This window comes from Desulfovibrio sp. TomC, assembly GCF_000801335.2.
In the GTDB taxonomy this organism is placed as follows: domain Bacteria; phylum Desulfobacterota; class Desulfovibrionia; order Desulfovibrionales; family Desulfovibrionaceae; genus Solidesulfovibrio.
In genome coordinates this window covers 1-20,751 of sequence record NZ_JSEH01000029.1, presented here as the reverse complement: position 1 = coordinate 20,751, position 20,751 = coordinate 1, and the positions used below count along the sequence as shown (strand labels likewise).

Below are 20,751 nucleotides of genomic sequence, written 5' to 3'. Positions count from 1 at the left end.
CGTAGGCGGGATGACCCGTCCCGCTTCGTGCCCCGCCGGCTGTGCCGACGGGGCGTTATCGTCGCGAATCTATAGCTGTGGCCGTCGACGGTGCGATTACCGCCGAGGGGCCTTGACGATTTTCTTTTCGTCCTGGATGAGATCCACATCAAGACCAAGGGACATCAGTTCCTTGACCAGGACGTTGAAGGACTCGGGCAAACCGGCTTCCAGGAAGTTGTCGCCCTTGACGATCTTCTCATACATCTTGACGCGGCCGCCCACGTCGTCGGACTTGACCGTCAGGAACTCCTGGAGCAGGTAGGACGCGCCGTACGCTTCAAGGGCCCAGACTTCCATTTCACCCAATCTCTGGCCGCCGAACTGGGCCTTGCCGCCCAACGGCTGCTGCGTGACCAGGGAGTACGGGCCGGTGGACCGGGCGTGGATCTTTTCGTCAACCAGGTGGTGCAGCTTCAAGATGTACATGCAGCCCACGGTGACCGGCCGGTGGAAGGCTTCGCCGGTTCGTCCGTCGTAGAGCGTGATCTTGCCGTCTTCAGGCAGACCGGCGATCTTGAGCCATTCCCACAGTTCGTCTTCGGTGGCTCCGTCAAAGACCGGGGTCTTGGCCACGATGCCCTTGCGCAGGGCGCGCAGCGCATCGCGCAACTCGTCGTCGGACATGCCGTCGATGAGTTCCGCCGTCTCCTCGGTGTCAAAGACCACCTTGGCCCGGTCGCGGATCCCTTCCATGGCCTTGCCGGAATCGGCCAGGGCAGCCAGCTGCTTGCCAAGCTCCATGCCGGCCCAGCCGAGGTGGGTCTCCAGAATCTGCCCGATATTCATACGCGAAGGCACGCCCAGCGGGTTGAGCACAATGTCGACCTGGGCGCCGTCGGCAAAAAAGGGCATGTCCTCAATGGGCAGGATGCAGGACACGACGCCCTTGTTGCCGTGGCGGCCGGCCATTTTATCGCCCACGTTGAGCTTGCGTTTAACAGCCACGTAGACCTTGACCATCTTGATCACGCCCGGGGGCAGATCGTCGCCTTCGGTGACCTTCTCGCGCTTCTGGTCGTAGAGGCCTTTGACGAAGTGGATGTGGCGGTCGTACTCGTCGAGGATTTCGGCCACAGCCTCGTTGGTTTCCTTGGAGGCAAACATCCCCGAGAGCTTCTTGATCGGCAACGTCTCCAGGACCTCCAGGGTCATGGGGTGGTTGGCCTCAAGCAGCACGTCGTTTTTCTTGGTGCCCTTGATGGTCTGAAAGACCGTCTTGCCGGACACCAGCGGCCAGATGCGCCGGCGCATGTTGGCGGCGATGGCATCGACGTGCTGGCCTTCCTTGGTATCCAGACGGGCCAGTTCAAAGTCCTCGATCTGACGGGTGCGGTCGTCCTTTTCGCCGGAGCGGCGGTTAAAGACGCGCACGTCGATGACCGTGCCTTCGATTCCCGGCGGGACCTTGAGCGAGGTGTTTTTCACGTCGCGGGCCTTGTCGCCGAAGATCGCGCGCAGGAGTTTTTCTTCCGGCGTCAGCTGGGTCTCGCCCTTGGGCGTGATCTTGCCGACCAGAATATCGTCCGGGGCCACGCGGGCGCCGATGCGGATGATGCCGCAGTCGTCGAGGTCTTTGAGCATCTCCTCGCCGACATTGGGAATATCCCGGGTAATTTCCTCAGGTCCAAGCTTGGTGTCGCGGGCGACGACTTCAAATTCCTCGATGTGCACCGAGGTGAAGGTATCGTCCTTGACCGTATTTTCGGAAATGAGGATGGAGTCTTCGTAGTTGTAGCCGCACCAGGGCATAAAGGCGACGAGCAGGTTTTTGCCCAGCGCCAGTTCGCCGTCGCGGATGCCCGGGCCGTCGGCCAGGACGTCGCCCTTGACCACCCGTTGCCCGACCAGCACCCGCGGCACTTGGCCGAAACAAGTGTTCTGGTTGGACTTGTGATGCTTCAAAAGCTCATAAGTCTTGGCGGCGCCGGTATCGGCCCCGACCGCAGGGTCGTCATAGCAGACGATGATGCGCTCGGCGTCGGCGTAGTGGACCACGCCGGCGCTCTCGGCCAGGATGCACGAGCCGGAATCCTTGGCCACGGCGCCTTCCATGCCGGTGCCGACGAGCGGCTGCTCGCAGCGCAAAAGCGGCACGGCCTGACGCTGCATGTTCGAACCCATGAGGGCGCGGTTGGCGTCGTCGTGCTCGAGGAAGGGAATGAGCGCGGCCGAAACCGACACGATCTGGCTCGGCGAGATGTCCATGAGCGTGACCTGCTCGCGCGGGATCACAACCTGATCGCCGCGTACCCGGGCGCCGACCATGGTATTGACAAAGGCCTTGTTCGCATCCAGGGGCGCATTGGCTCCGGCGATGACTTCGTCAATTTCCCGGGTGGCGTCGAGGTAGATGGTCTCGCCGGTCAGCTGGCTGTCCTTGACGACCTTGTAGGGCGTCTCGATAAAGCCGAAGTCATTGACCTTGGAGTGGGTGGTCAGGGACACGATCAGACCGATGTTCGGTCCTTCCGGCGTTTCAATAGGACAGATGCGGCCGTAGTGGGAGGTGTGCACGTCGCGCACCTCGAAGCCGGCCCGCTCACGGGTCAGACCGCCGGGTCCAAGGGCCGAGAGGCGGCGCTTGTGCGTGACTTCGGACAGCGGATTGGTCTGGTCCATAAACTGCGACAGCTGGGAGGTTCCGAAGAACTCCTTGAGCACCGCAGCCACAGGCTTGGGATTGATCAGGTCATGGGGCATGAGCGTGGCCACTTCCTGCAGGCTCATGCGCTCCTTGATGGCCCGCTCCATGCGCACCAGACCGATACGGTACTGGTTTTCCACCAGCTCGCCGACCGGACGGACGCGACGGTTGCCCAAGTGATCGATATCGTCGGCCGGACCATGCGAATCCTTAAGGAAAGTCAGGTGCTTGACGGCCTTTAAGATATCGTCGTTGGCCAGGGTGCGGAAGTCCAACGGCTGATCGATTTTGAGGCGTGCGTTGAGCTTGTAGCGGCCGACCGGCGACAGATCGTAGTAATCCGGATTGCGGAACAGGTTCTCGAAGAAGTTGGCGGCAATTTCCGGAGTCGGCGGCGAGGACGGGCGCAGGCGACGGTAGATCTCGACCTGGGCGGTGATGGTGTCCACGGTCTTGTCCAGCGCCAGTGTGTCGCGAATCGACGAGGACGTGTCGGCGCCCCGGGTGTGCAGGAGCGGGAAATCGGTGACGCCGGCGTCCTTGAGTTTTTCGATGACATCCGCGGTCAGTTCGTCGCCGGCCTCGACCAGCACTTCGCCGGTCGTGGCGTCGGTCAGGTCCTCGGCCAGGAACAGGCCAAGCAGCGCGGCCGGATCAACCTCGACCTTCTCAATGCCGGCTTCGAGCATGAGCCGCCAAGCCCGCTTGGTGATCGGCTTGTCCACGGCAACAATGGTCTTGCCCTCAGCGTCGCGGATTTCCGAGTAGGCCTTGTCCTTGCGATAGAAATCGGCATGGACCTGGCGCAGGACGCGCAGTCCGTCGATGGTAAAGTGCTCCACTTCGTAGAAGTAGCGCAGGATGTCGCCGCGGGACATGCCCATGGCCTTGAAAAGTATGGTGGCGGGCATCTTGCGGCGCCGGTCGATGCGCACGTAGAGGATGTCCTTGTGGTCGTAGTCGAAATCGAGCCAGGAACCGCGCATGGGGATGACGCGGCAGGAATACAGCACCTTGCGGCTGGTATGACTCTTGCCGGAGTCGTGCTCGAAGATAATGCCCGGCGAACGCTGGAGCTGGTTGACGATGACGCGCTCGGTGCCGTTTATGATAAACGTGCCCTTCTCGGTCATGAGCGGCACAGTTCCGAAGTAGATGATCTGTTCCTTGATGTCGCGGATGGTCCGGTTTTCCGTTTCCTCATCCACATCGTAAACGACCAGGCGGACCTTGATGCGAAGCGGGGCCTCGAAGGTGAGGCCTTTGCCGATGCATTCGGGCACGTCGTATTTCGGCTCGCCGATTTCGTAGCTGACGTATTCCAACGAGGCGGTTTTGTTGAAATCCTCGATTGGAAAGACCGAGCGGAATACGCCTTCGAGTCCCGCATCCTCCCGGCTGGTGGGAGGGATGTCCTTTTGCAGAAACAGCTCATAGGAGTCGATCTGCAGGTTGAGCAAATGGGGAATGGTCAGCGTTTTGACGATCTTGCCGAAATTTTTGGTCAGCTGGGCCATTGTGTCCTCTGTTGCAGGGCTACGACGTTGGGAAGGGTGCCGGGCGTACCGTACGCCCTCTATCGGCCTTGCGGAGCGCGCGTCGCGCCGGGTTTGTCCCTGACCGTCGGTTCTATACTACCGACAGGGATGCGGAAAGCAAAAATCGACAAAAAAGGGAAAAAGAGCGCCCCGCCCCTCGCGGAGGGGGCGCTCTTTGGTGTCATAGACGAAGGCGTGCAGCAAACTACTTGATTTCGCAAGCGGCTCCGGATTCTTCCAGCTGCTTCTTGGCATCCTCGGCTTCGGCCTTGGAAACGGCTTCCTTGATGGCGGAAGGCAGTTCGTCAACCTTGGCTTTGGCTTCCTTGAGGCCCAGACCGGTCAGGGCGCGCACGACCTTGATGACGGCGATCTTGTTGCCGCCGGAGCTGGTCAGGATGACGTCGAACTCGGTCTTCTCTTCTTCGGCCGGGGCGGCATCGCCGGCAGCCGGGGCGGCCATCATCATGCCCATGGCCGGGGCGGCGGCGGAAACGCCGAACTTCTCTTCCAGCTCTTTGATGAACTGGGAAAGTTCAAGGACGGTCATATTGGCGATGAAGTCGACAACTTGCTCTTTGGTGATCTCGGACATGGATAGTTCCTCCTGAAGGGTTCGCTTTGGCGAAAGCCGGCCTTAGGCCGCTTCCTTTTTTTCCTTGATGGCCGTAAGGGCGTACAGCGCGCCGCGAATGATGTTCGCGAACAGGCCGACGAAGTTCGTGGGCACAGCGTTCATGGTGCCAAGAGTCATCGCCAGAAGTTCGGGCTTGCTCGGGAGCTTGGAAAGTTCGGCAACGCCGGCGGCGTCGATGATCTTTCCGGAGAGGCACGCGAGCTTGACCGAAAACTTCTTGCTGGTCTTGGCATAATCCACAAGGACCTTGGCAGCCACGACCGGGTCTTCATACCCGAACGCGATGCCGTTGTTCTCAATGAGATGGTCCTTGAGAGCGTCATGGACGCCGTCCTTCACCGCCAGACGGGCCAGGGTGTTCTTGACGACCTGATACTCGATCCCCACGGCGCGAAGCTTGCCGCGAAGCTCGGTCAGTTCCTCCACCGTCATGCCACGAAAGTCGGTGACCACCACGATGCCGGCCCGGTCCGCCCTTGCGCGCAGTTTTTCGATGATCTCGTTTTTTTGCGCACGTTGCACGGTACCTACCTCCACATGCGGGTTCGGGGGCCTTCGAGAGAGCCAAAACGGGGTCTCGGCGGGAAATTAAGGGGACCACCCCCACCCGCTTTCTTTGACTCGCCTTCCATGCCCTGTTGTATATCGAAAAATCGTCCAGGCCAGAGGACGCACCTCTGGCCTGGGACGGATTAAGCAGTGAGTATAAGGCGTCTAGCCCTCAATGAGCTTACGCACGGACTGGGTGTCCACCTTGATGCCGGGGCCCATGGTGGTCGCCAGGGCCATGCCCTGCAGATAGGTGCCCTTGGCAGCCGAGGGCTTGAGGCGCATGACGGTATCGATGACGGCCCGGAAGTTGTCAAGCAACTTTTCAGGACCAAAGGAGCGCTTGCCCAGCGGCACATGCAACACGCCGGCCTTGTCAACCTTGAACTCGACCTTGCCGGCCTTGAGTTCGGACACGGCCTTGCCGATGTCAAAGGAGACGGTGCCGGTCTTGGCGTTGGGCATGAGTCCGCGGGGGCCGAGGATCTTGCCGATCTTGCCGACCGAAGCCATCATGTCCGGGGTGGCCACGGCGCTGTCGAAGGCCAGAAAACCGTTTTTCACCTGTTCGATCAGCTCGTCGCCGCCGACAAAGTCCGCTCCGGCCTCGCGGGCCTCGGCTTCCTTGTCGCCCTTGCAAAAGGCGGCCACGCGGACCGTCTTGCCCAGGCCATGGGGCAGCGACACAGCGCCGCGAACCATCTGGTCGGAATATTTGGGGTTGACGCCCAGGTTCAGCGCGACGTCGACGGTCTCGTCGAATTTGGCCTTCCCCGTCTGGACAGTCAGGTTCATGGCTTCATTGACATCATATTTGACCGTGAGGTCGATGTCCTTGATCGCCTCGCGATAATTTTTCCCGTGCTTGGCCATTGCGGAAATTCCTCTTGCGGTCGTGCCGGTTAGACGATCTCAATGCCCATGCTGCGGGCGGTGCCGGAGATGGTGCGGCAGGCGGCTTCCAGGTCCTTGGCCGACATGTCCACCATCTTGAGCTTGGCGATTTCCTCGATCTGCGCGGCGGTAACCTTGCCGACCTTGTTCTTGTTGGGTTCACCCGAACCCTTGTCGATCTTGGCGGCCTTGACCAGAAGCACGGACGCCGGAGGGGTCTTGGTGATGAACGTGAAGGAGCGGTCGGCGTAGATGGTGATGAGCGCCGGGATGATGGTGCCTTTCTGCTCCATGGTCCGGGCGTTGAACGCCTTGCAGAACTCCATAATGTTCACGCCGTGCTGACCCAGGGCCGGACCGACCGGGGGAGACGGGTTGGCCGAACCGGCGGGGAGCTGCAGCTTGACCTTGGCGGTGATCTTCTTGGCCATTGCGATTATCCTTACAAAAGAGGGCTTCGCCCTAATTTTTGCTTACCTGCACGAAATCGAGTTCCACCGGCGTCTGACGGCCGAAAATGGAGACCGAAACGCGAAGCTTGCCCTTGTCGTAGTTGACATCTTCGACCACGCCGTTGAAGCCGCCGAAGGGGCCATCGATGACGCGGACATCGTCGCCCCGCTCAAAATGATACTTGGGTCTGGGCTGTTCCTGACGGCTGACCATCAGGCTGAGAATCTTCTGCGCTTCACTGTCGCGCATGGGGGTCGGCTGGTTCTTGCCCCCGATAAAGCCGGTCACTCGCGGAATGGACTGCACCAAGTGCCAGGAATTGTCGTTCATGGCCATTTTGACCATGACGTAACCGGGATAAAACTTCCGCGTGGACGTTCTCTTTTCGCCCTTGACCAGTTCAATGATCTTTTCGGTCGGGACAACCACTTCCTTGATGCTGCCGCCATCCTGGCCGGTGCGCATCATTTCGCGCAGGGTCAGTTCCACCCGGTTTTCAAAACCCGAGTACGTGTGGACGATGTACCAGCGTGCCGGGTTTTGATCTTCTCCGACTTCGTCTTGTTCAACCATGGTGGTTTCCATTACGAGAGGATGAGCGCGACGAGCCTGGAAAGGGCCATGTCGACGACGCCCAGGTAGATGGCCATCACGACGCTGAAGACCAGGACGGCGATCCCGGTCTTCACCGTTTCTTCGCGCGTCGGCCAGGTGACCTTCTTGAGTTCACCTTTGGACTGCTCGAAGAATTCCTTGGCCTGGTCGATGCGGCCTGTCAGGGAAACACCACTTTTACCGGCCTCTTCCTTGGACTTGCCAGAGGAAGCCTTGGGCTTGGAGGGCTTTTCCGCGACTACAGCCGCCTGGGTCTTGTCTTTGGCCATGACCTACGCCTTGCTTGAAAATGGCAGGGCAGGAGGGATTCGAACCCCCAGCCCTCGGATTTGGAGTCCGATGCTCTACCGTTAGAGCTACTGCCCTGCGTTATGACTACTGGAACTTACTTCGTTTCCCGATGGACCGTGTGCTCACGATCGAAGGGACAATACTTCTTCAGTTCCAGACGGCCGGTCGTGTTCTTCTTGTTCTTTTCCGTGGCGTAATTCTTGCGCTTGCACTTGGTGCACTGCAACTGGAGATTGATGCGCATCGTTTACTCCACGATTTCGGAAACGACACCCGCGCCAACGGTACGGCCGCCTTCGCGAATGGCGAAGCGCAGACCCTTTTCCATGGCGATGGGGTGAATCAGTTCCACGTTAAAGGTGGCGTTGTCACCCGGCATAACCATTTCCACTCCCTCGTTGAGGGTAACCACACCGGTGATGTCCGTGGTGCGGAAGTAGAACTGGGGACGGTAGCCGGTGAAGAACGGGGTATGACGGCCGCCTTCTTCCTTGTTCAGGACGTAGACTTCGCCCTTGAACTTACGATGCGGGGTGATGGAGCCGGGCTTGGCCAGAACCTGGCCGCGCTCGACGTCGTCACGCTTGACGCCGCGAAGAAGAACACCCACGTTGTCGCCGGCCTGACCCTGATCCAGGATCTTGCGGAACATTTCAACGCCGGTGCAGGTCGTCTTGACAGTGTCCTTGATGCCGATGATAGCCACTTCGTCGCCGATGGTGACGATGCCGCGCTCAACACGACCGGTCACGACGGTGCCGCGGCCGGAGATGGAGAACACGTCTTCGATGGGCATCAGGAAGGGCTTGTCGATGTCGCGCTTGGGCTCGGGAATGAAGTTGTCGCAAGCATCGAGCAGCTCGAAGATCGGAGCGGCGTCGGGGCTGTTGATGTCGGCAGCTTCCAGAGCCTTCAGGGCCGAACCCTTGATGACCGGGATGTTGTCGCCGTCAAAGCCGTACTTGGTGAGCAGTTCGCGCACTTCCAGTTCGACCAGCTCCAGCAGTTCCGGATCGTCGACCAGGTCGACCTTGTTCATGAACACGACGAGCTGGGGCACGCCGACCTGACGGGCGAGCAGGATGTGCTCACGGGTCTGGGGCATGGGGCCGTCAGTGGCGGCGACGACGATGATGCCGCCGTCCATCTGGGCTGCGCCGGTGATCATGTTCTTAATATAGTCGGCGTGACCGGGGCAGTCGACGTGGGCATAGTGCCGCTTGTCGGTCTGGTATTCGACGTGGGCCGTGGCGATGGTGATGCCGCGTTCCTTTTCTTCCGGCGCCTTGTCGATCTGGTCGAAGGGAATGTACTCGCCAAAGCCCTTCATGCTGGCCAGACGCGTGATAGCGGCGGTCAGCGTGGTCTTGCCGTGGTCAATGTGACCGATGGTGCCGATATTGACGTGCGGCTTGGTGCGTTCAAATTTCGCCTTGCCCATGTCATCCCCCTGCAGCTGCTGCTTCTCAGGATTTTGAAGGTGAAGATATGGAGCCCACGGCCGGATTCGAACCGGCGACCTCTTCCTTACCAAGGAAGTGCTCTGCCGACTGAGCTACGTGGGCCCTTTCTAGCGGTAGGACACGGGGCGGCAATTGGAGCGGGAAACGAGACTCGAACTCGCAACCCTCAGCTTGGAAGGCTGATGCTCTAGCCAATTGAGCTATTCCCGCGTATGTCACATGTAGTTCATGCGACAGGGCTACCTGTCTCCTACTGCATTCGCGCTCGACGTGGTGGAGGGGGGAGGATTTGAACCTCCGAAGGCGTACGCCGACAGATTTACAGTCTGTTCCCTTTGGCCACTCGGGAACCCCTCCGCTCTGGAGCTGGCGATGGGACTCGAACCCGCAACCTGCTGATTACAAATCAGCTGCTCTGCCAGTTGAGCTACGCCAGCAAACCAAGAGGTAGCAAGCTAGCCGAACCGGCCTGGGTCGTCAATCCTTTTTTTCACCAGACACAGTCGCGTCCGTTTTCCCCAGACGCGAGAGAGAGTCTTTACCCCCACTCCAAACCCTTGGCAACCCCTTTTTTTCATTTCCGCGTTTTTTCCCCAAACATTTGTCCCCTCCATTCCCCCAGGCCCTTGCCGGCATCCTTGTCAAGGACGCCCCCCCGTCGTATTGATCCAGATACTGGGGAACTCTCCGCAACCCTTCACCTTCGAGCGCACTGTGAAGAAACTGGAAAAACACCACCGCTTCTCCCTCTGGTATGTCCTCATCGCGATTTGGGGCGTGCTCCTTGTCAATAACTTCATCGTCACCACCTACGGCCCCAAAAACCTGCCCTACTCCGAATTCCTCACCCGGCTCCAGGCCGGAGAAGTGTCGGAAGTGTCCATCACCGGCGACGTCATTGCGGGCAAGCTGCAGGGCAAAACCGGTGAGCCCGACACCGCCACGGAATTCGTCACCCGCCGGGTGGACCCCGAACTGTCGGCCGAACTGGCCAAATACCATGTGACCTTCCGGGCCCATCCCGAATCCACGTTCCTGCGCGACATGCTGTCCTGGATCATCCCCATTCTGATCTTTTTCGGCATCTGGTACGTGCTCATGCAACGGCTCAATCCCGGCCAGGGGGTCATGGCTTTCGGCAAGAACAAGGCCCGGGTCTATGCCGAAAAGGATCTGGACACCCGGTTCACCGACGTGGCCGGCTGCGACGAGGCCAAGGCGGAACTCGAAGAAGTCGTCGAATTCCTGAAAACGCCGGAGCGCTTCCAGCGCCTGGGCGGGCAGATGCCCAAGGGCGTGCTGCTGATCGGCCCGCCGGGCACGGGCAAGACACTTTTGGCCCGGGCCGTGGCCGGCGAAGCCCAAGTCCCCTTCTTCTCCATCTCCGGGTCGGAATTCGTCGAAATGTTCGTGGGCGTGGGCGCGGCCCGGGTCCGCGAACTGTTCATCCAGGCCAAGGAAAAGGCCCCGTGCATCATCTTCATTGACGAGCTCGACGCCATCGGCAAATCCCGCTCCGGGGCCATTGTCGGCGGCCATGACGAGCGGGAACAGACGCTTAACCAACTCCTGGTCGAGATGGACGGCTTTGACCCCCGGGTCGGGGTCATCATCATGGCCGCAACCAACCGGCCCGAGACCCTGGACCCGGCCCTTTTGCGGGCCGGGCGCTTCGACCGGCAGGTGTTGGTGGACCGGCCGGACGTGGTCGGGCGGGAGCAGATTTTGCGCGTCCATGCCAAAAAGATCGTTCTGGCCCCGGGCGTGGACCTCACCGTCATCGCCCGCAAGACCCCGGGTTTTTCCGGGGCCGATCTGGCCAATGCCATCAACGAGTCCGCTTTGCTTGCCGCCCGCAAGGAAAAGGACGCCGTGGACATGGATGACCTCGAAGAGGCGGTTGACCGCATCATGGGCGGCCTGGAGAAGAAGAACCGGGTGATCAATCCCAAGGAAAAGCGTGTGGTGGCCTACCACGAGGCCGGCCACGCCATTGTCGCCACCTTCACCGACGGGGCCGACGCCGTGCACAAGATCTCCATCGTGCCGCGCGGCATCGGCGCTCTGGGCTGGACCCAGCAACTCCCCACCGAAGACCGCTACCTCATGAGCCAGACCGAGCTGCTCGGCAAAATCGATGTACTGCTTGGCGGGCGGGCTGCTGAACGGCTCATTTTCAGCGACGTTTCCACCGGGGCCCACAACGATCTGCAGCGGGCCACCGACATTGCCATGGCCATGGTCACCGAATACGGCATGGGGAAAACGCTCGGGCAGGCCACCTACCCGCGCCAGAACCGGCCGGTCTTTCTCTCGCCCGACCAGAGCGGTCTGGCCCGCCGGGAATATTCCGAGGCCACGGCCGCCCGCATCGACGCCGAGGTCAAAGACATCCTGGAGGCGGCCTACGGACGGGTTGCAGCACTGCTTGCCGCCAGAAGACCGGAACTGGAGCGCGTGGCCGGCGAACTGCTGGAACACGAGGTCCTGGACGAGACTGCGTTCAGGGCACTGCTCGGTGTGGCGGCTCCTGCCTCCGAACAGCAGACCGAGGCTTGAAATGCGCGCCCTGGTTCAGGCCTGGCCGGTTATGCTGTTGGCCGGGCTGATGCTTGTGTCGACGGAGAACGCTTCAGCCCAGATCCACTTCCAAAACGGCGAACCGTACATGACCGTACGAGACCCCGGACAGGCCGTGCCGGTTGGCGGCCCGAAAAAAGGCGCGCGGCCCCTGGCCGGTGGCAACAAGGTTTATCTGCACTCGGTTGCCGACGGCTGGGCGACGGTTGAACTGGACGAACCCGAAGGAATCTCCAGTAACGTGCGCCGCTACCGTCTGCCGCTGACGGCCCTGTCCGGCCAGCCCGGCAAGACCTTTGCGGACAAACCCGCCTGGCTGCCGTCCCCGGCCGAGGCCACGGCGGTCGCCCGGGACGTGGCGGCCTATGAGGACGACCAGTCGATCATGGTGCTCGAAGGCGCAGCCAAACCCCGGCGCATTGGCCAGGGAACCTCCCCGGCCCTGTCCCCGGACGGATCGCTCCTGGCCTATTCGCCTGCTCCCGAGGGGGGAGTGACCGTGGTCGATCTGGGCGGTCGGGCCACCCCCCGGCATTTTGCCGCCAAACCGACTGCAGTGCGTGAAATCCACTTCAGTTATGATGGCCGCCGGCTGGCCTGGAGGGTCGACGACCGCCGGCCCGCAGCAGTGCCCTTCGCGCCCCATGACCGCATCGAGATAGCCGACCTTTCGCAGCCCGCCCCGAAGCCGGTCGTCGTTGTCGGCGAGCAGTCTCCTGAAGTCTCCTTCCAAGGGTTCAACCGGGGAGGAACGGCCCTGGTTTTGTTCGACTACAACGCCGGCTCCGGCCTGGTGCGTTGGCTTGGCCTGGACGGGAAAACCCTGCGCCAGGAACCCATCACGACCTTCACGGACAAGACCCTGCCAAGCAGCGCCGACACGTATCTGCCAAGCCCGGCCGACGACAACCTGTTGCTGGTGGAGAGCGGCGTGAACCCGACGCCGGCCATGCAGCGCTGGCTCAACGACACCGGCTCGGCACTGTTCCTGTACGATGCTCAAAGCGGCACGAACTATCGCCTGACGCCCCGCACGCTGGCGGCGGTCACCCCGGCCTGGACGCCGGACGGACGGCGCATCTATTTTTCGGGTCTGCCGGAGACGCCGGCCAACGGGCGGCACAGGCTCTACCGCATGAATGCGGACGGGACGGGGCTCACGGACCTGGGCAAGGGATTTGCGCCGAGTGTGGGAACACGGCCTTAGGCCGACACGGTGCAACGCAGGAGCACAGCGGGAGCGCAGAGCCGGGAAATCCGGCGGGCAGGAACACAGGCAGGAGGCGCAAACGGGAAGCAGATTACGGCTTTCGCCCTTCCACCACCCGGTCGCAGCCGGCCAGATCGCGGCGAACGGCCACGTCGGCAAAACCGGCTTCGGTCAGGAGGCGGGCGGCGTCCGGCCCCTGTTTCCAGCCGATTTCGACCAGCAGCCAGCCGCCGGGGCGTAGCGCAGCAGACGCGGCCCGGGCCACCACCGGCACGGCCTCCAGGCCGGACTCACCGGGGACCAGGGCGGAAAGCGGCTCAAAATCGCGCACTTCCCGGGAACACTCCCGGTATTCGGCGACGCTGACGTAGGGCGGATTGGAGACGATGAGATCATAGCCGCCGTCGCAGGGCGGCAGCGCGGCGAAATCGGCTTCCACAAAGGCCAGGCGATCGGCCACGGCGTGGCGGACGGCGTTTTGCCGGGCGACTTCCAAGGCCGCCCCGCTTTGGTCCAGGGCCAGTCCCTGGGCGACGGGGAAAAGCGTGGCCAGGGTCACGGCCAAACAGCCCGACCCGGCGCCGAGGTCGGCAAAACGGGTGAGCGCGCCGTCCGGGAAAAGCTCCCGGGCGCGGTCGATTACGAGTTCGGTTTCGGGACGGGGGATAAGCGTGGCCGGGGTGACGGTAAAATCGAGGCCGTAAAATTCGCGTTCGCCAAGGATGTAGGCGGTGGGTTCGCCGCGACCGCGCCGGGCAATGAGCGGGCGCACAGCGTCAAGTTCGTCAGGGATCAACGGCCGGTCCATGGCCAAAATAAGCCCCAACCGGTCCATTTCCAGGGCTTTGGCCACCAAGAGCTGGGCGGACAGGCGCGGGCTGTCGATGCCCCGCTCGGCCAGATAGCCTTCGCTCTTGGCCAAAATTTCCCGCACCGTCGCCGCTTTTATGCCCATACCAACGCCCTGCTCCTCCCCCACTTTCCCCTTTCAAGAGTCTGCTTCGGCTGTTCCTGTCCGCAGCCGACCGAATTGCCAACCAGCCCCCAAAAGCCCTTGCACAACCTCTCCCGTCGAGGGGTCCGGGGGGATCATCCCCCCGGCCGCCGGAGGCACTCTTCCCGCTTCTCTCTCTGCTCCCCTTACGCTTACGCCGCGTCGGCCTGGGCTTTGAGGGCCTCGGCTTGGTAGTGGCCGATCAGCGCGTCGCACATTTCGTCGAGGTCGCCTTCGAGCACGGCGTCGAGCCGGTAGAGGGTCAAGTTGATGCGATGGTCGGTGATGCGGCCCTGGGGGAAATTGTAGGTGCGGATACGCTCGGAGCGGTCGCCGCTGCCGACCTGGGACCGGCGGGTGGCTTCCTGTTCCATGCGCTGCTTTTCCTGCTCGGCCTGGAGCAGCCGGGAACGCAGGACCTTGAGCGCCTTGGCCTTGTTTTTGTGCTGGGATTTTTCATCCTGGCAGATGACCACCAGGCCCGAGGGGATGTGGGTGACGCGCACGGCCGAGTCGGTGGTGTTGACGCTCTGGCCGCCGGGGCCGCTGGAGCGGTAGACGTCGATGCGCAGATCGCCCGGATCAAGGGCTACGTCGACTTCCTCGGCCTCGGGCATGATGGCCACGGTGACGGCCGAGGTATGGATGCGTCCCTGGGATTCGGTGGCCGGCACGCGCTGGACGCGGTGGGCCCCTGATTCGTACTTGAGCCGGCTGTAGACCTTCTCGCCCGAGATGGAGGCGATGACTTCCTTAAAGCCGCCGGTGCCGGTCTCGGACTGGCTCATGATCTCGACCTTCCAACGCTTGGTCTCGGCGTAGCGGGTGTACATGCGAAAGAGGTCGCCGACGAACAAGGCCGCTTCTTCGCCGCCGGTGCCGGCCCGGATTTCCAGCAGGATGTTTTTGTCATCCATGGGATCCTTGGGCAACAGCAGCAGCTTGAGCCGGACTTCCAGTTCCGTCTGCTGTTCCTTGAGGGCCTTGGCCTCGGCCTGGGCCAGCTCGCGGATGTCCGGATCGGCGTCCTGGGTCATTTCCTGGTTGTCTTCCAGGTCCCGGACGATCTGCTTGTACTCACGGTATGCGGCCACGAGGTCGCCGAGATCGGAGTGGGTCTTGGCCAGCTTGCGGTAGCGGTCCTGATCGGACAGGACGGCGGGATCGGAAAGTTGGCTAACCAGTTCCTCGTACTTGCGTTCGAGGCTTTCGAGCTTGGCGAACATGGGGCGTCTCCGGGGCGGGACACATAGGAAGCGTCCCCCGGCTTGAGGGTTGGCTGGGACCGGCGAGGCCGCAACGGGTCAGGCGGTCGGCTGGTCGGCAACTGCGCCGTCGAGTGCGGCCAGGGCCACCTCGATCTGGGCGTCGTCGGGTTCCTTGGTGGTGAGCATCTGCAAGAAAAGCCCGGGGGCCGAAATCAGGCGGCAGGCAAGATTCGTATGGAATTTGCCGGCAAGCTTAATGACTTCATAGGCCAGGGCGCTGACCGGAACCATGAGGACGAGCTTTAAGACAACAATATAGAGCTGCTTGATCCAGGCCGTGGCCGGGGCGTAAAACGTCAGCAGCCAGGGTACGAGAAAGGCGTAGAGCACGATGGAAATGGCCAGGACAAAGAGCAGGAAGGCTGTGCCGCAGCGGGGATGCAGCCGAGAAAAGCCCCGCGCGCCGGCCGGCGTCAGTTCCGCGCCCTGCTCATAGGCCCAAATGACCTTGTGCTCGGCCCCGTGGTACTGAAACACCCGGCGGATGTCCGGCAAAAAAGAGATTGCCGCCACGTAGCCAATAAACAAAACCATCTTGAACAACCCGTCCCAGACGTGGAAGCTCAAGTCCTCGACGCCGCCGGAAAGGCCCAGGCTGCGCATTCCGAGGGAAAACAGATGCGGCGTGACCACGAAAAGCAGCAAGGCGAAGCCGATGGACGCCGCCAGGGTCAGTCCCATGGCCAGCGGCCCCAACTCGGCGCCATCCTCGTCCTCCACGGCCACCTGGGCCGAGTAGTTGAGCGCTTTGATGCCGTTTATCAGGGTTTCGAGCAAAACAGGAAACCCGCGCACGAGCGGCTTTTTGAGCCACTTGGCAGCGGTGAGGGTGAACCACGGACGCACGTCGAGCAGGATGTCGCCGCCGGGCTTGCGCACGGCAATGGCCAGACGATCCCGATCGCGCATCATGACGCCTTCCATGACGGCCTGACCGCCCACGGTTGGCGAGGCCACCAGCAGGGGGAGCAGACGCAGAAAGCGCTTCATGGCTGTATCCTGAAGGTTGCCGCCGGACCTTTCGGCCCGGCGGATGCGGGCCAAGACCCCACTAGGCCTTGGGCTCAAATTTGGCGTACTTCTTCCGGAAGCGGTCGATGCGGCCGGCGGTGTCGAGGAAGCGCTGCTTGCCGGTATAAAACGGATGGCAGTTGGAGCAGACTTCGACCTGGACCAGTTCGCCCTTGGTGGACATGGCCTGGGCCTCGAAGCCGCAGTGGCAGCGAATCGTGGCTTTAAACGTCTTGGGATGGATATCTTTTTTCATAGCCTGGCTCCTTGAGAGTATCCCTTCCGGGAAAGCAGAATCAAGTAACGCCTTTCATGGTGCTTGGCAAGTCTTGCGACCGCACTTTCTTGCGGCCGTTCGCGTCGACTGGTTACGGGCCAAGCAGCAACAGACCGAGGGGGGACGAATTGACCGCGATGACGGTCCAGGACGTCGTGGTCGGCGAGACGGCGTCCTGCCAGTTCCCGTTGCCGTCCTCCCCGAGGACCGCCAGGGTATGCGTGCCCAACGAAAGGCCTGCCAGGGAAATCGCAGTCGTGATCGAAGCCTGCTCACTCCAGTCGCCAGCGTCAAGGCGGTATTTGTAGGCCACCACCCCCGTGCCGCCGACGGTGATCGTCGCCGACCGAGACACCGTGGGCGAGGACGGCGCATTGTCCAGGACGGCGACCACCACGGCGATCGTGCCGCCGCGCACGCAACGGGCGTAAGACGTGTAGGATTTGCTGAAATAGTAACTGGTATAGCCGGTTTTGAAATCGACATAGATGCCATTATTCGGATGCCCATGACGTGTTGAACTCGTCCAATACGCATCTGATTCCGCTGTAAAAGCAGAATATATCGCCGGATTCGAATTTGTATAATCTATTATGGACATCAGTTCTTTGAAATTCGGCAGTCTCCATCCTCCACTTCCCGCAGCCTGTTTCGATTCGCAATACGACAAGGCATCCTTCCACGACAATTTTGTCGTGCTCCCATGGCTTTCCCACACAAGACCTGTACTGTTATCCGTTACTGTTCCATCATCGTTAGAAATAAAATTTTTTGTCGCGCTATCCCCCCTGACGCAACGTGTATAGCTCACTTTGGAATCCGAATCATGATCTGAAAACCAATACTGGTAGTTTATTCCCCAGTGCTGCGTGTTGTCATCAATAAAAACTGTCGACCCCATATATCCGGCACTAAACGATCCACTAAAAATATTATTCCATGCCGGTTCAGACGTAGCAAGACTTATAATTGAAATCAATTCTTCCTGATTCGGCAAGCGCCAATCGTCATACGTTCCAAGCGAACTATCAGCGCAATAGGCTGCCAAATCCGAATAAATCAATTTCGTCGTGTAAGGATATCTATCCCACAACAGGCCAGTCACATTATCTCTGACAATACCATCCACGGGTACCGTGTAGGACATTGGCAAGCCGGCCCTGTAATTGCCATCCTGGCCGTAATAGTCCTCGCCTGGGTTGGGACAGGCAATCTGGGCCGTGTCGCTATAACACAAGGTCTGTCCTGTCGCCGACAGCGCATAGGCCGCAGCTTGTCCGCTTCCTGCTCCGACAAGACAGAGACAGGCCAGAAGCGTTCCCATAATACGCCAAGCCACATTGCCTGAGAATGGTGATATAAAGACGACCATACAGCACCTCTCCCAGCCGCATCCGGATATTTTGCGCATGCGGCAACAGGTTCGCGATGTTATGGAACCGCCCGTTCCGTTTTCCGCTACACTGCGAAATCCCGGAACAAATCAATCCAAAGACTACAGGCGAATCAAAAGGAATCCAATCCCGGTCAACTATATCACAACAACAACACCGTAGCAACACATCGTCTCAGAGATAACACACGGTCATAAAATGACTTTTTAGTGTCGGCTTGCCTGCGGTTCAAAAAAGGCTTGCCCCTGGTCGACCGCCTGCGGCCGCAGACAATTCCGCAGCAGTCGTCAACGCCCGGCTTTGAACTTTGCCGCCTGCCGTGGTAAACAAAGCTTTACGATATCCGACAACAAGGAAGCAGCATGTCTATCTTCAGCAAAAACCCCAAGCTCGCCGCCCTCTTCCGTACCCATTCCAGCCAGATCGCCGCCGCCGAAGGCCTCAGCCCCGAGGTCATCGAAGCGGCCGTCAATGCCGGCACCATGGTCATCCTGGCCAACCCGGCCCACCAGGCCGTCACGCCGACCGTCATCGGCCAGCCGGCCAAGGTGAAGGTCAACGCCAATATCGGCACCTCCATGTTCGTCACCGACGTGGCCATGGAGATGGAAAAAGTGGCGCTGTGCAAATCGGCCGGGGCCCACACCCTTATGGACCTGTCCACGGCCGGCGATCTGGAAGCCATCCGGGCGGCCATCCTTTCGGCCACTGACCTGCCGCTTGGCACTGTGCCGCTCTACGGCGTGACCCAGCGCCACATCGTCAAAGGCGGCGACCCGAGCGATTTCACCGTGGCTGAAATCCTCACCGAAATCGCCAAGCAGGCCGAGGCCGGCGTGGATTTCATGACGCTCCACTGCGGCATCACCCGCCGGGGCGTGGAACTGGCCGCCGAGGGCGGCCGCATCACCGGCATCGTCTCGCGCGGCGGCTCGATCCTTGGTCGCTGGATGCGCCGGCATGACGCGGAAAACCCCTTTTTGACGCACTACGACGACATTCTCGACATCTGCCTGGCCCATAATGTGACCATCAGCCTGGGCGACGGCCTGCGGCCCGGCTGCGGCGCCGATGCCGGCGACGGCGCCCAGTGGGAGGAAGTGATCAATCTCGGCCGTCTGGCCGCCCGGGCCAAGGCTCACGGCGTCCAGACCATGATCGAGGGGCCGGGGCATGTGCCGCTGCACCTTGTCCAGGGCCAGATCCAGGGCATCAAGCGTCTGACCGACGGCGCGCCGCTCTATGTCCTCGGACCGCTGACCACCGATTGCGCCCCGGGCTACGACCACATCGCCGGGGCCATCGGCGGCGCCCTGGCCGCCTATTTCGGCGCGGATTTCCTGTGTTACCTGACGCCGGCCGAACACCTCACCCTGCCCAACGTGGCCGACGTGCGGGCCGGCATCAAGGCCAGCCTCGTGGCCGCCCAAAGCGCCGAGACCGCCCTGGGCCGGCCCTTGGCCGTGGCCCGGGACCGCGACATGTCCAAGGCCCGGGCCGAGCTTGACTGGGAGGCCATGACCGAATTGTCCCTGGATCCGGATATGGTGCGTGAGCGCCGGGGAGCGCACAGCAAGGAAAAGGAATGCGCCATGTGCGGGGCCATGTGCGCCATGCGCATGATGACCGGCGATCATTTCGAGGCCGCACCCGCCTCGGGCGACGGCTGCAACGCCAAAAAATAACCCTGCCCTGTCCGGGAGAACGCCATGCCTACCCTGGTCCTCGTGCGCCACGGCCAAAGCGTCTGGAATCTGGAAAACCGGTTCACCGGCTGGACCGACGTGGGCCTGACCCCGCAAGGACAAGCCGAGGCAGCGGCGGCGGCCAAGCTGCTGGCCGAGGGCGGCTACGACTTCGACGCCTGCCTGACCTCGGTGCTCTCCCGGGCGGTCAAGACGCTTGACATCATGCTCGAAGGGCTGGACCGGCTGTGGTTGCCGGTCAGCAAGTCCTGGCGCCTAAACGAACGCCACTACGGGGCGCTCCAGGGCCTCAACAAGGCCGAGATGGCCGCCAAGTACGGCGAGGAACAGGTGTTTGTCTGGCGCAGAAGCTACGACACCCCGCCCCCGGCCCTTTCGGCCGACGACGAACGCTTTCCCGGCCGCGACCGGCGCTATGCCGCCCTGACCGACGCCGAGTTGCCGCGTTGCGAGTCGCTCAAGGACACCGTGGCCCGGGTCCTGCCCTACTGGCACGAGGTCATGGCCCCGGCCATCGCCTCGGGCACGCGCCTTTTGGTGGCCGCCCATGGCAACTCGCTGCGCGCCCTGGTCAAATACCTCGACGGCATTGACGACGCGGCCATAAGCGAACTCAATATCCCGACCGGCGTGCCGCTGGTCTACGAGCTGGGCGACGATCTTGCGCCGCTTCGCCATTACTATCTCGGCGATCCCAAGGCCGTGGCCCAAAAAGCCGCTGCCGTGGCCGCCCAGGGCAAGGCCGGCTGAGCCTCCCCGCCACCCCGAACGCACAAAGGGCGGCCCCCGGATTGGGAGCCGCCCTTTTTCAGGTCGCGGTCAGAGCGTCGGCTACTGCGGCGGACACGGTCCCTTGACCGGCACGTAAACCACTTTGTCGCCTTGGAACTGCTCGATATAGCAGGTGTTGTTGACATTGTAATAGGTCATGCCGGCGATGGTGACGGCCGCGGCCGCGGCCGGCAAGGCCCACAGCCAGGGACCGGGGGCCACAGGCGGCGGCGGCCCCCAGGGACGCATGCCGGGCGCCGGCACAGGCACCGGCACGGGCGCAACCGGAATCGGCGGCCGGGGGCCGGGACCATAGCCGGGCACGGGCGAACCGATGGGCACGGGCGGACGCGGGGCATACCCGGGCGGACGTCCCGGAGCTACCGGCACCGGGCCGGGCATAGGGGCGTAATT

General features: G+C 61.7%; 19 protein-coding genes and 5 tRNA genes. 4 read left to right on the top strand and 20 right to left on the bottom strand.

Annotation, left to right across the window (positions count from 1 at the left end):
- Positions 1-96 precede the first annotated feature (96 nt).
- The 14 genes from rpoB to NY78_RS19480 all read right to left on the bottom strand — a co-directional run bounded on the left by rpoB (position 97) and on the right by NY78_RS19480 (position 9,563).
- Entirely contained in the window at positions 97-4,203 is a 4,107-nt protein-coding gene (gene rpoB / locus NY78_RS19545; protein ID WP_043639928.1) for a DNA-directed RNA polymerase subunit beta, read from the bottom strand.
- Positions 4,204-4,429: 226 nt separating this feature from the next.
- On the bottom strand, positions 4,430-4,819 hold the full coding sequence (rplL, locus tag NY78_RS19540) for a 50S ribosomal protein L7/L12 (protein WP_043639924.1): 390 nt from the start codon (positions 4,817-4,819) through the stop codon (positions 4,430-4,432).
- Positions 4,820-4,861: 42 nt separating this feature from the next.
- Positions 4,862-5,383 carry a 50S ribosomal protein L10 gene (gene rplJ / locus NY78_RS19535; protein WP_043639919.1) on the bottom strand — a complete coding sequence of 174 codons (522 nt, stop codon included), beginning with the start codon at positions 5,381-5,383 and terminating at the stop codon, positions 4,862-4,864.
- Positions 5,384-5,575: 192 nt separating this feature from the next.
- Positions 5,576-6,283, bottom strand: coding sequence for a 50S ribosomal protein L1 (gene rplA, locus NY78_RS19530; protein WP_043639918.1), 708 nt, complete (start codon positions 6,281-6,283; stop codon positions 5,576-5,578).
- A gap of 29 nt (positions 6,284-6,312) precedes the next feature.
- Entirely contained in the window at positions 6,313-6,735 is a 423-nt protein-coding gene (rplK, locus tag NY78_RS19525) for a 50S ribosomal protein L11 (RefSeq protein WP_024825308.1), read from the bottom strand.
- 31 nt (positions 6,736-6,766) lie between these two features.
- Entirely contained in the window at positions 6,767-7,330 is a 564-nt protein-coding gene (gene nusG / locus NY78_RS19520; RefSeq protein WP_043639917.1) for a transcription termination/antitermination protein NusG, read from the bottom strand.
- Between the two features lie 11 nt (positions 7,331-7,341).
- The gene (secE, locus tag NY78_RS19515) at positions 7,342-7,641 is read right to left on the bottom strand and encodes a preprotein translocase subunit SecE (RefSeq protein WP_043639916.1); all 300 of its coding nucleotides are present in this window, start codon (positions 7,639-7,641) and stop codon (positions 7,342-7,344) included.
- A gap of 21 nt (positions 7,642-7,662) precedes the next feature.
- Positions 7,663-7,738 (bottom strand) — tRNA-Trp (locus tag NY78_RS19510).
- Positions 7,739-7,757: 19 nt separating this feature from the next.
- Complete coding sequence (gene rpmG, locus NY78_RS19505) at positions 7,758-7,907, bottom strand: 50S ribosomal protein L33 (RefSeq protein WP_043639915.1); 150 nt, start codon at positions 7,905-7,907, stop codon at positions 7,758-7,760.
- Positions 7,908-7,910: 3 nt separating this feature from the next.
- Positions 7,911-9,104 carry an elongation factor Tu gene (tuf, locus tag NY78_RS19500; protein ID WP_043639912.1) on the bottom strand — a complete coding sequence of 398 codons (1,194 nt, stop codon included), beginning with the start codon at positions 9,102-9,104 and terminating at the stop codon, positions 7,911-7,913.
- A 48-nt stretch (positions 9,105-9,152) separates the two neighbouring features.
- Positions 9,153-9,228 (bottom strand) — tRNA-Thr (locus NY78_RS19495).
- 31 nt (positions 9,229-9,259) lie between these two features.
- A tRNA-Gly gene (locus NY78_RS19490) sits at positions 9,260-9,336 on the bottom strand.
- Positions 9,337-9,397: 61 nt separating this feature from the next.
- A tRNA-Tyr gene (locus NY78_RS19485) sits at positions 9,398-9,483 on the bottom strand.
- Between the two features lie 4 nt (positions 9,484-9,487).
- Positions 9,488-9,563, bottom strand: a tRNA-Thr gene (locus NY78_RS19480).
- A 286-nt stretch (positions 9,564-9,849) separates the two neighbouring features.
- On the opposite strand from NY78_RS19480, the gene ftsH reads away from it, so the two are divergent.
- Together ftsH and NY78_RS19470 are read left to right on the top strand one after the other, a co-directional pair.
- Positions 9,850-11,685, top strand: coding sequence for an ATP-dependent zinc metalloprotease FtsH (gene ftsH, locus NY78_RS19475; protein WP_043639984.1), 1,836 nt, complete (start codon positions 9,850-9,852; stop codon positions 11,683-11,685).
- Position 11,686: 1 nt separating this feature from the next.
- Complete coding sequence (locus NY78_RS19470) at positions 11,687-12,913, top strand: TolB family protein (RefSeq protein ID WP_231584049.1); 1,227 nt, start codon at positions 11,687-11,689, stop codon at positions 12,911-12,913.
- A 94-nt stretch (positions 12,914-13,007) separates the two neighbouring features.
- Here the strand turns inward: NY78_RS19470 and prmC are convergent, their stop codons facing one another.
- The 5 genes from prmC to NY78_RS23990 form a co-directional block, all read right to left on the bottom strand.
- On the bottom strand, positions 13,008-13,871 hold the full coding sequence (gene prmC, locus NY78_RS19465) for a peptide chain release factor N(5)-glutamine methyltransferase (protein ID WP_043639911.1): 864 nt from the start codon (positions 13,869-13,871) through the stop codon (positions 13,008-13,010).
- Between the two features lie 191 nt (positions 13,872-14,062).
- Positions 14,063-15,136 carry a peptide chain release factor 1 gene (prfA, locus tag NY78_RS19460; RefSeq protein WP_043639909.1) on the bottom strand — a complete coding sequence of 358 codons (1,074 nt, stop codon included), beginning with the start codon at positions 15,134-15,136 and terminating at the stop codon, positions 14,063-14,065.
- A gap of 78 nt (positions 15,137-15,214) precedes the next feature.
- Entirely contained in the window at positions 15,215-16,168 is a 954-nt protein-coding gene (locus NY78_RS19455) for a DUF1385 domain-containing protein (RefSeq protein ID WP_043639908.1), read from the bottom strand.
- A gap of 61 nt (positions 16,169-16,229) precedes the next feature.
- Positions 16,230-16,445 (bottom strand): 50S ribosomal protein L31, encoded by a 216-nt coding sequence (gene rpmE, locus NY78_RS19450; RefSeq protein ID WP_043639906.1) that lies wholly within the window; start codon positions 16,443-16,445, stop codon positions 16,230-16,232.
- Positions 16,446-16,557: 112 nt separating this feature from the next.
- A complete protein-coding gene (locus NY78_RS23990) occupies positions 16,558-17,838 on the bottom strand; it encodes an Lcl C-terminal domain-containing protein (RefSeq protein ID WP_197084277.1) in 1,281 nt (426 codons plus the stop codon).
- A gap of 384 nt (positions 17,839-18,222) precedes the next feature.
- On the opposite strand from NY78_RS23990, the gene thiC reads away from it, so the two are divergent.
- Entirely contained in the window at positions 18,223-19,545 is a 1,323-nt protein-coding gene (gene thiC, locus NY78_RS19440) for a phosphomethylpyrimidine synthase ThiC (protein WP_043639900.1), read from the top strand.
- 24 nt (positions 19,546-19,569) lie between these two features.
- Complete coding sequence (gene gpmA / locus NY78_RS19435; protein ID WP_043639897.1) at positions 19,570-20,316, top strand: 2,3-diphosphoglycerate-dependent phosphoglycerate mutase; 747 nt, start codon at positions 19,570-19,572, stop codon at positions 20,314-20,316.
- Positions 20,317-20,397: 81 nt separating this feature from the next.
- Here the strand turns inward: gpmA and NY78_RS25630 are convergent.
- Positions 20,398-20,751 (bottom strand): hypothetical protein (locus NY78_RS25630; RefSeq protein WP_231584048.1); only part of this gene is annotated, 354 nt, incomplete at its 5' end.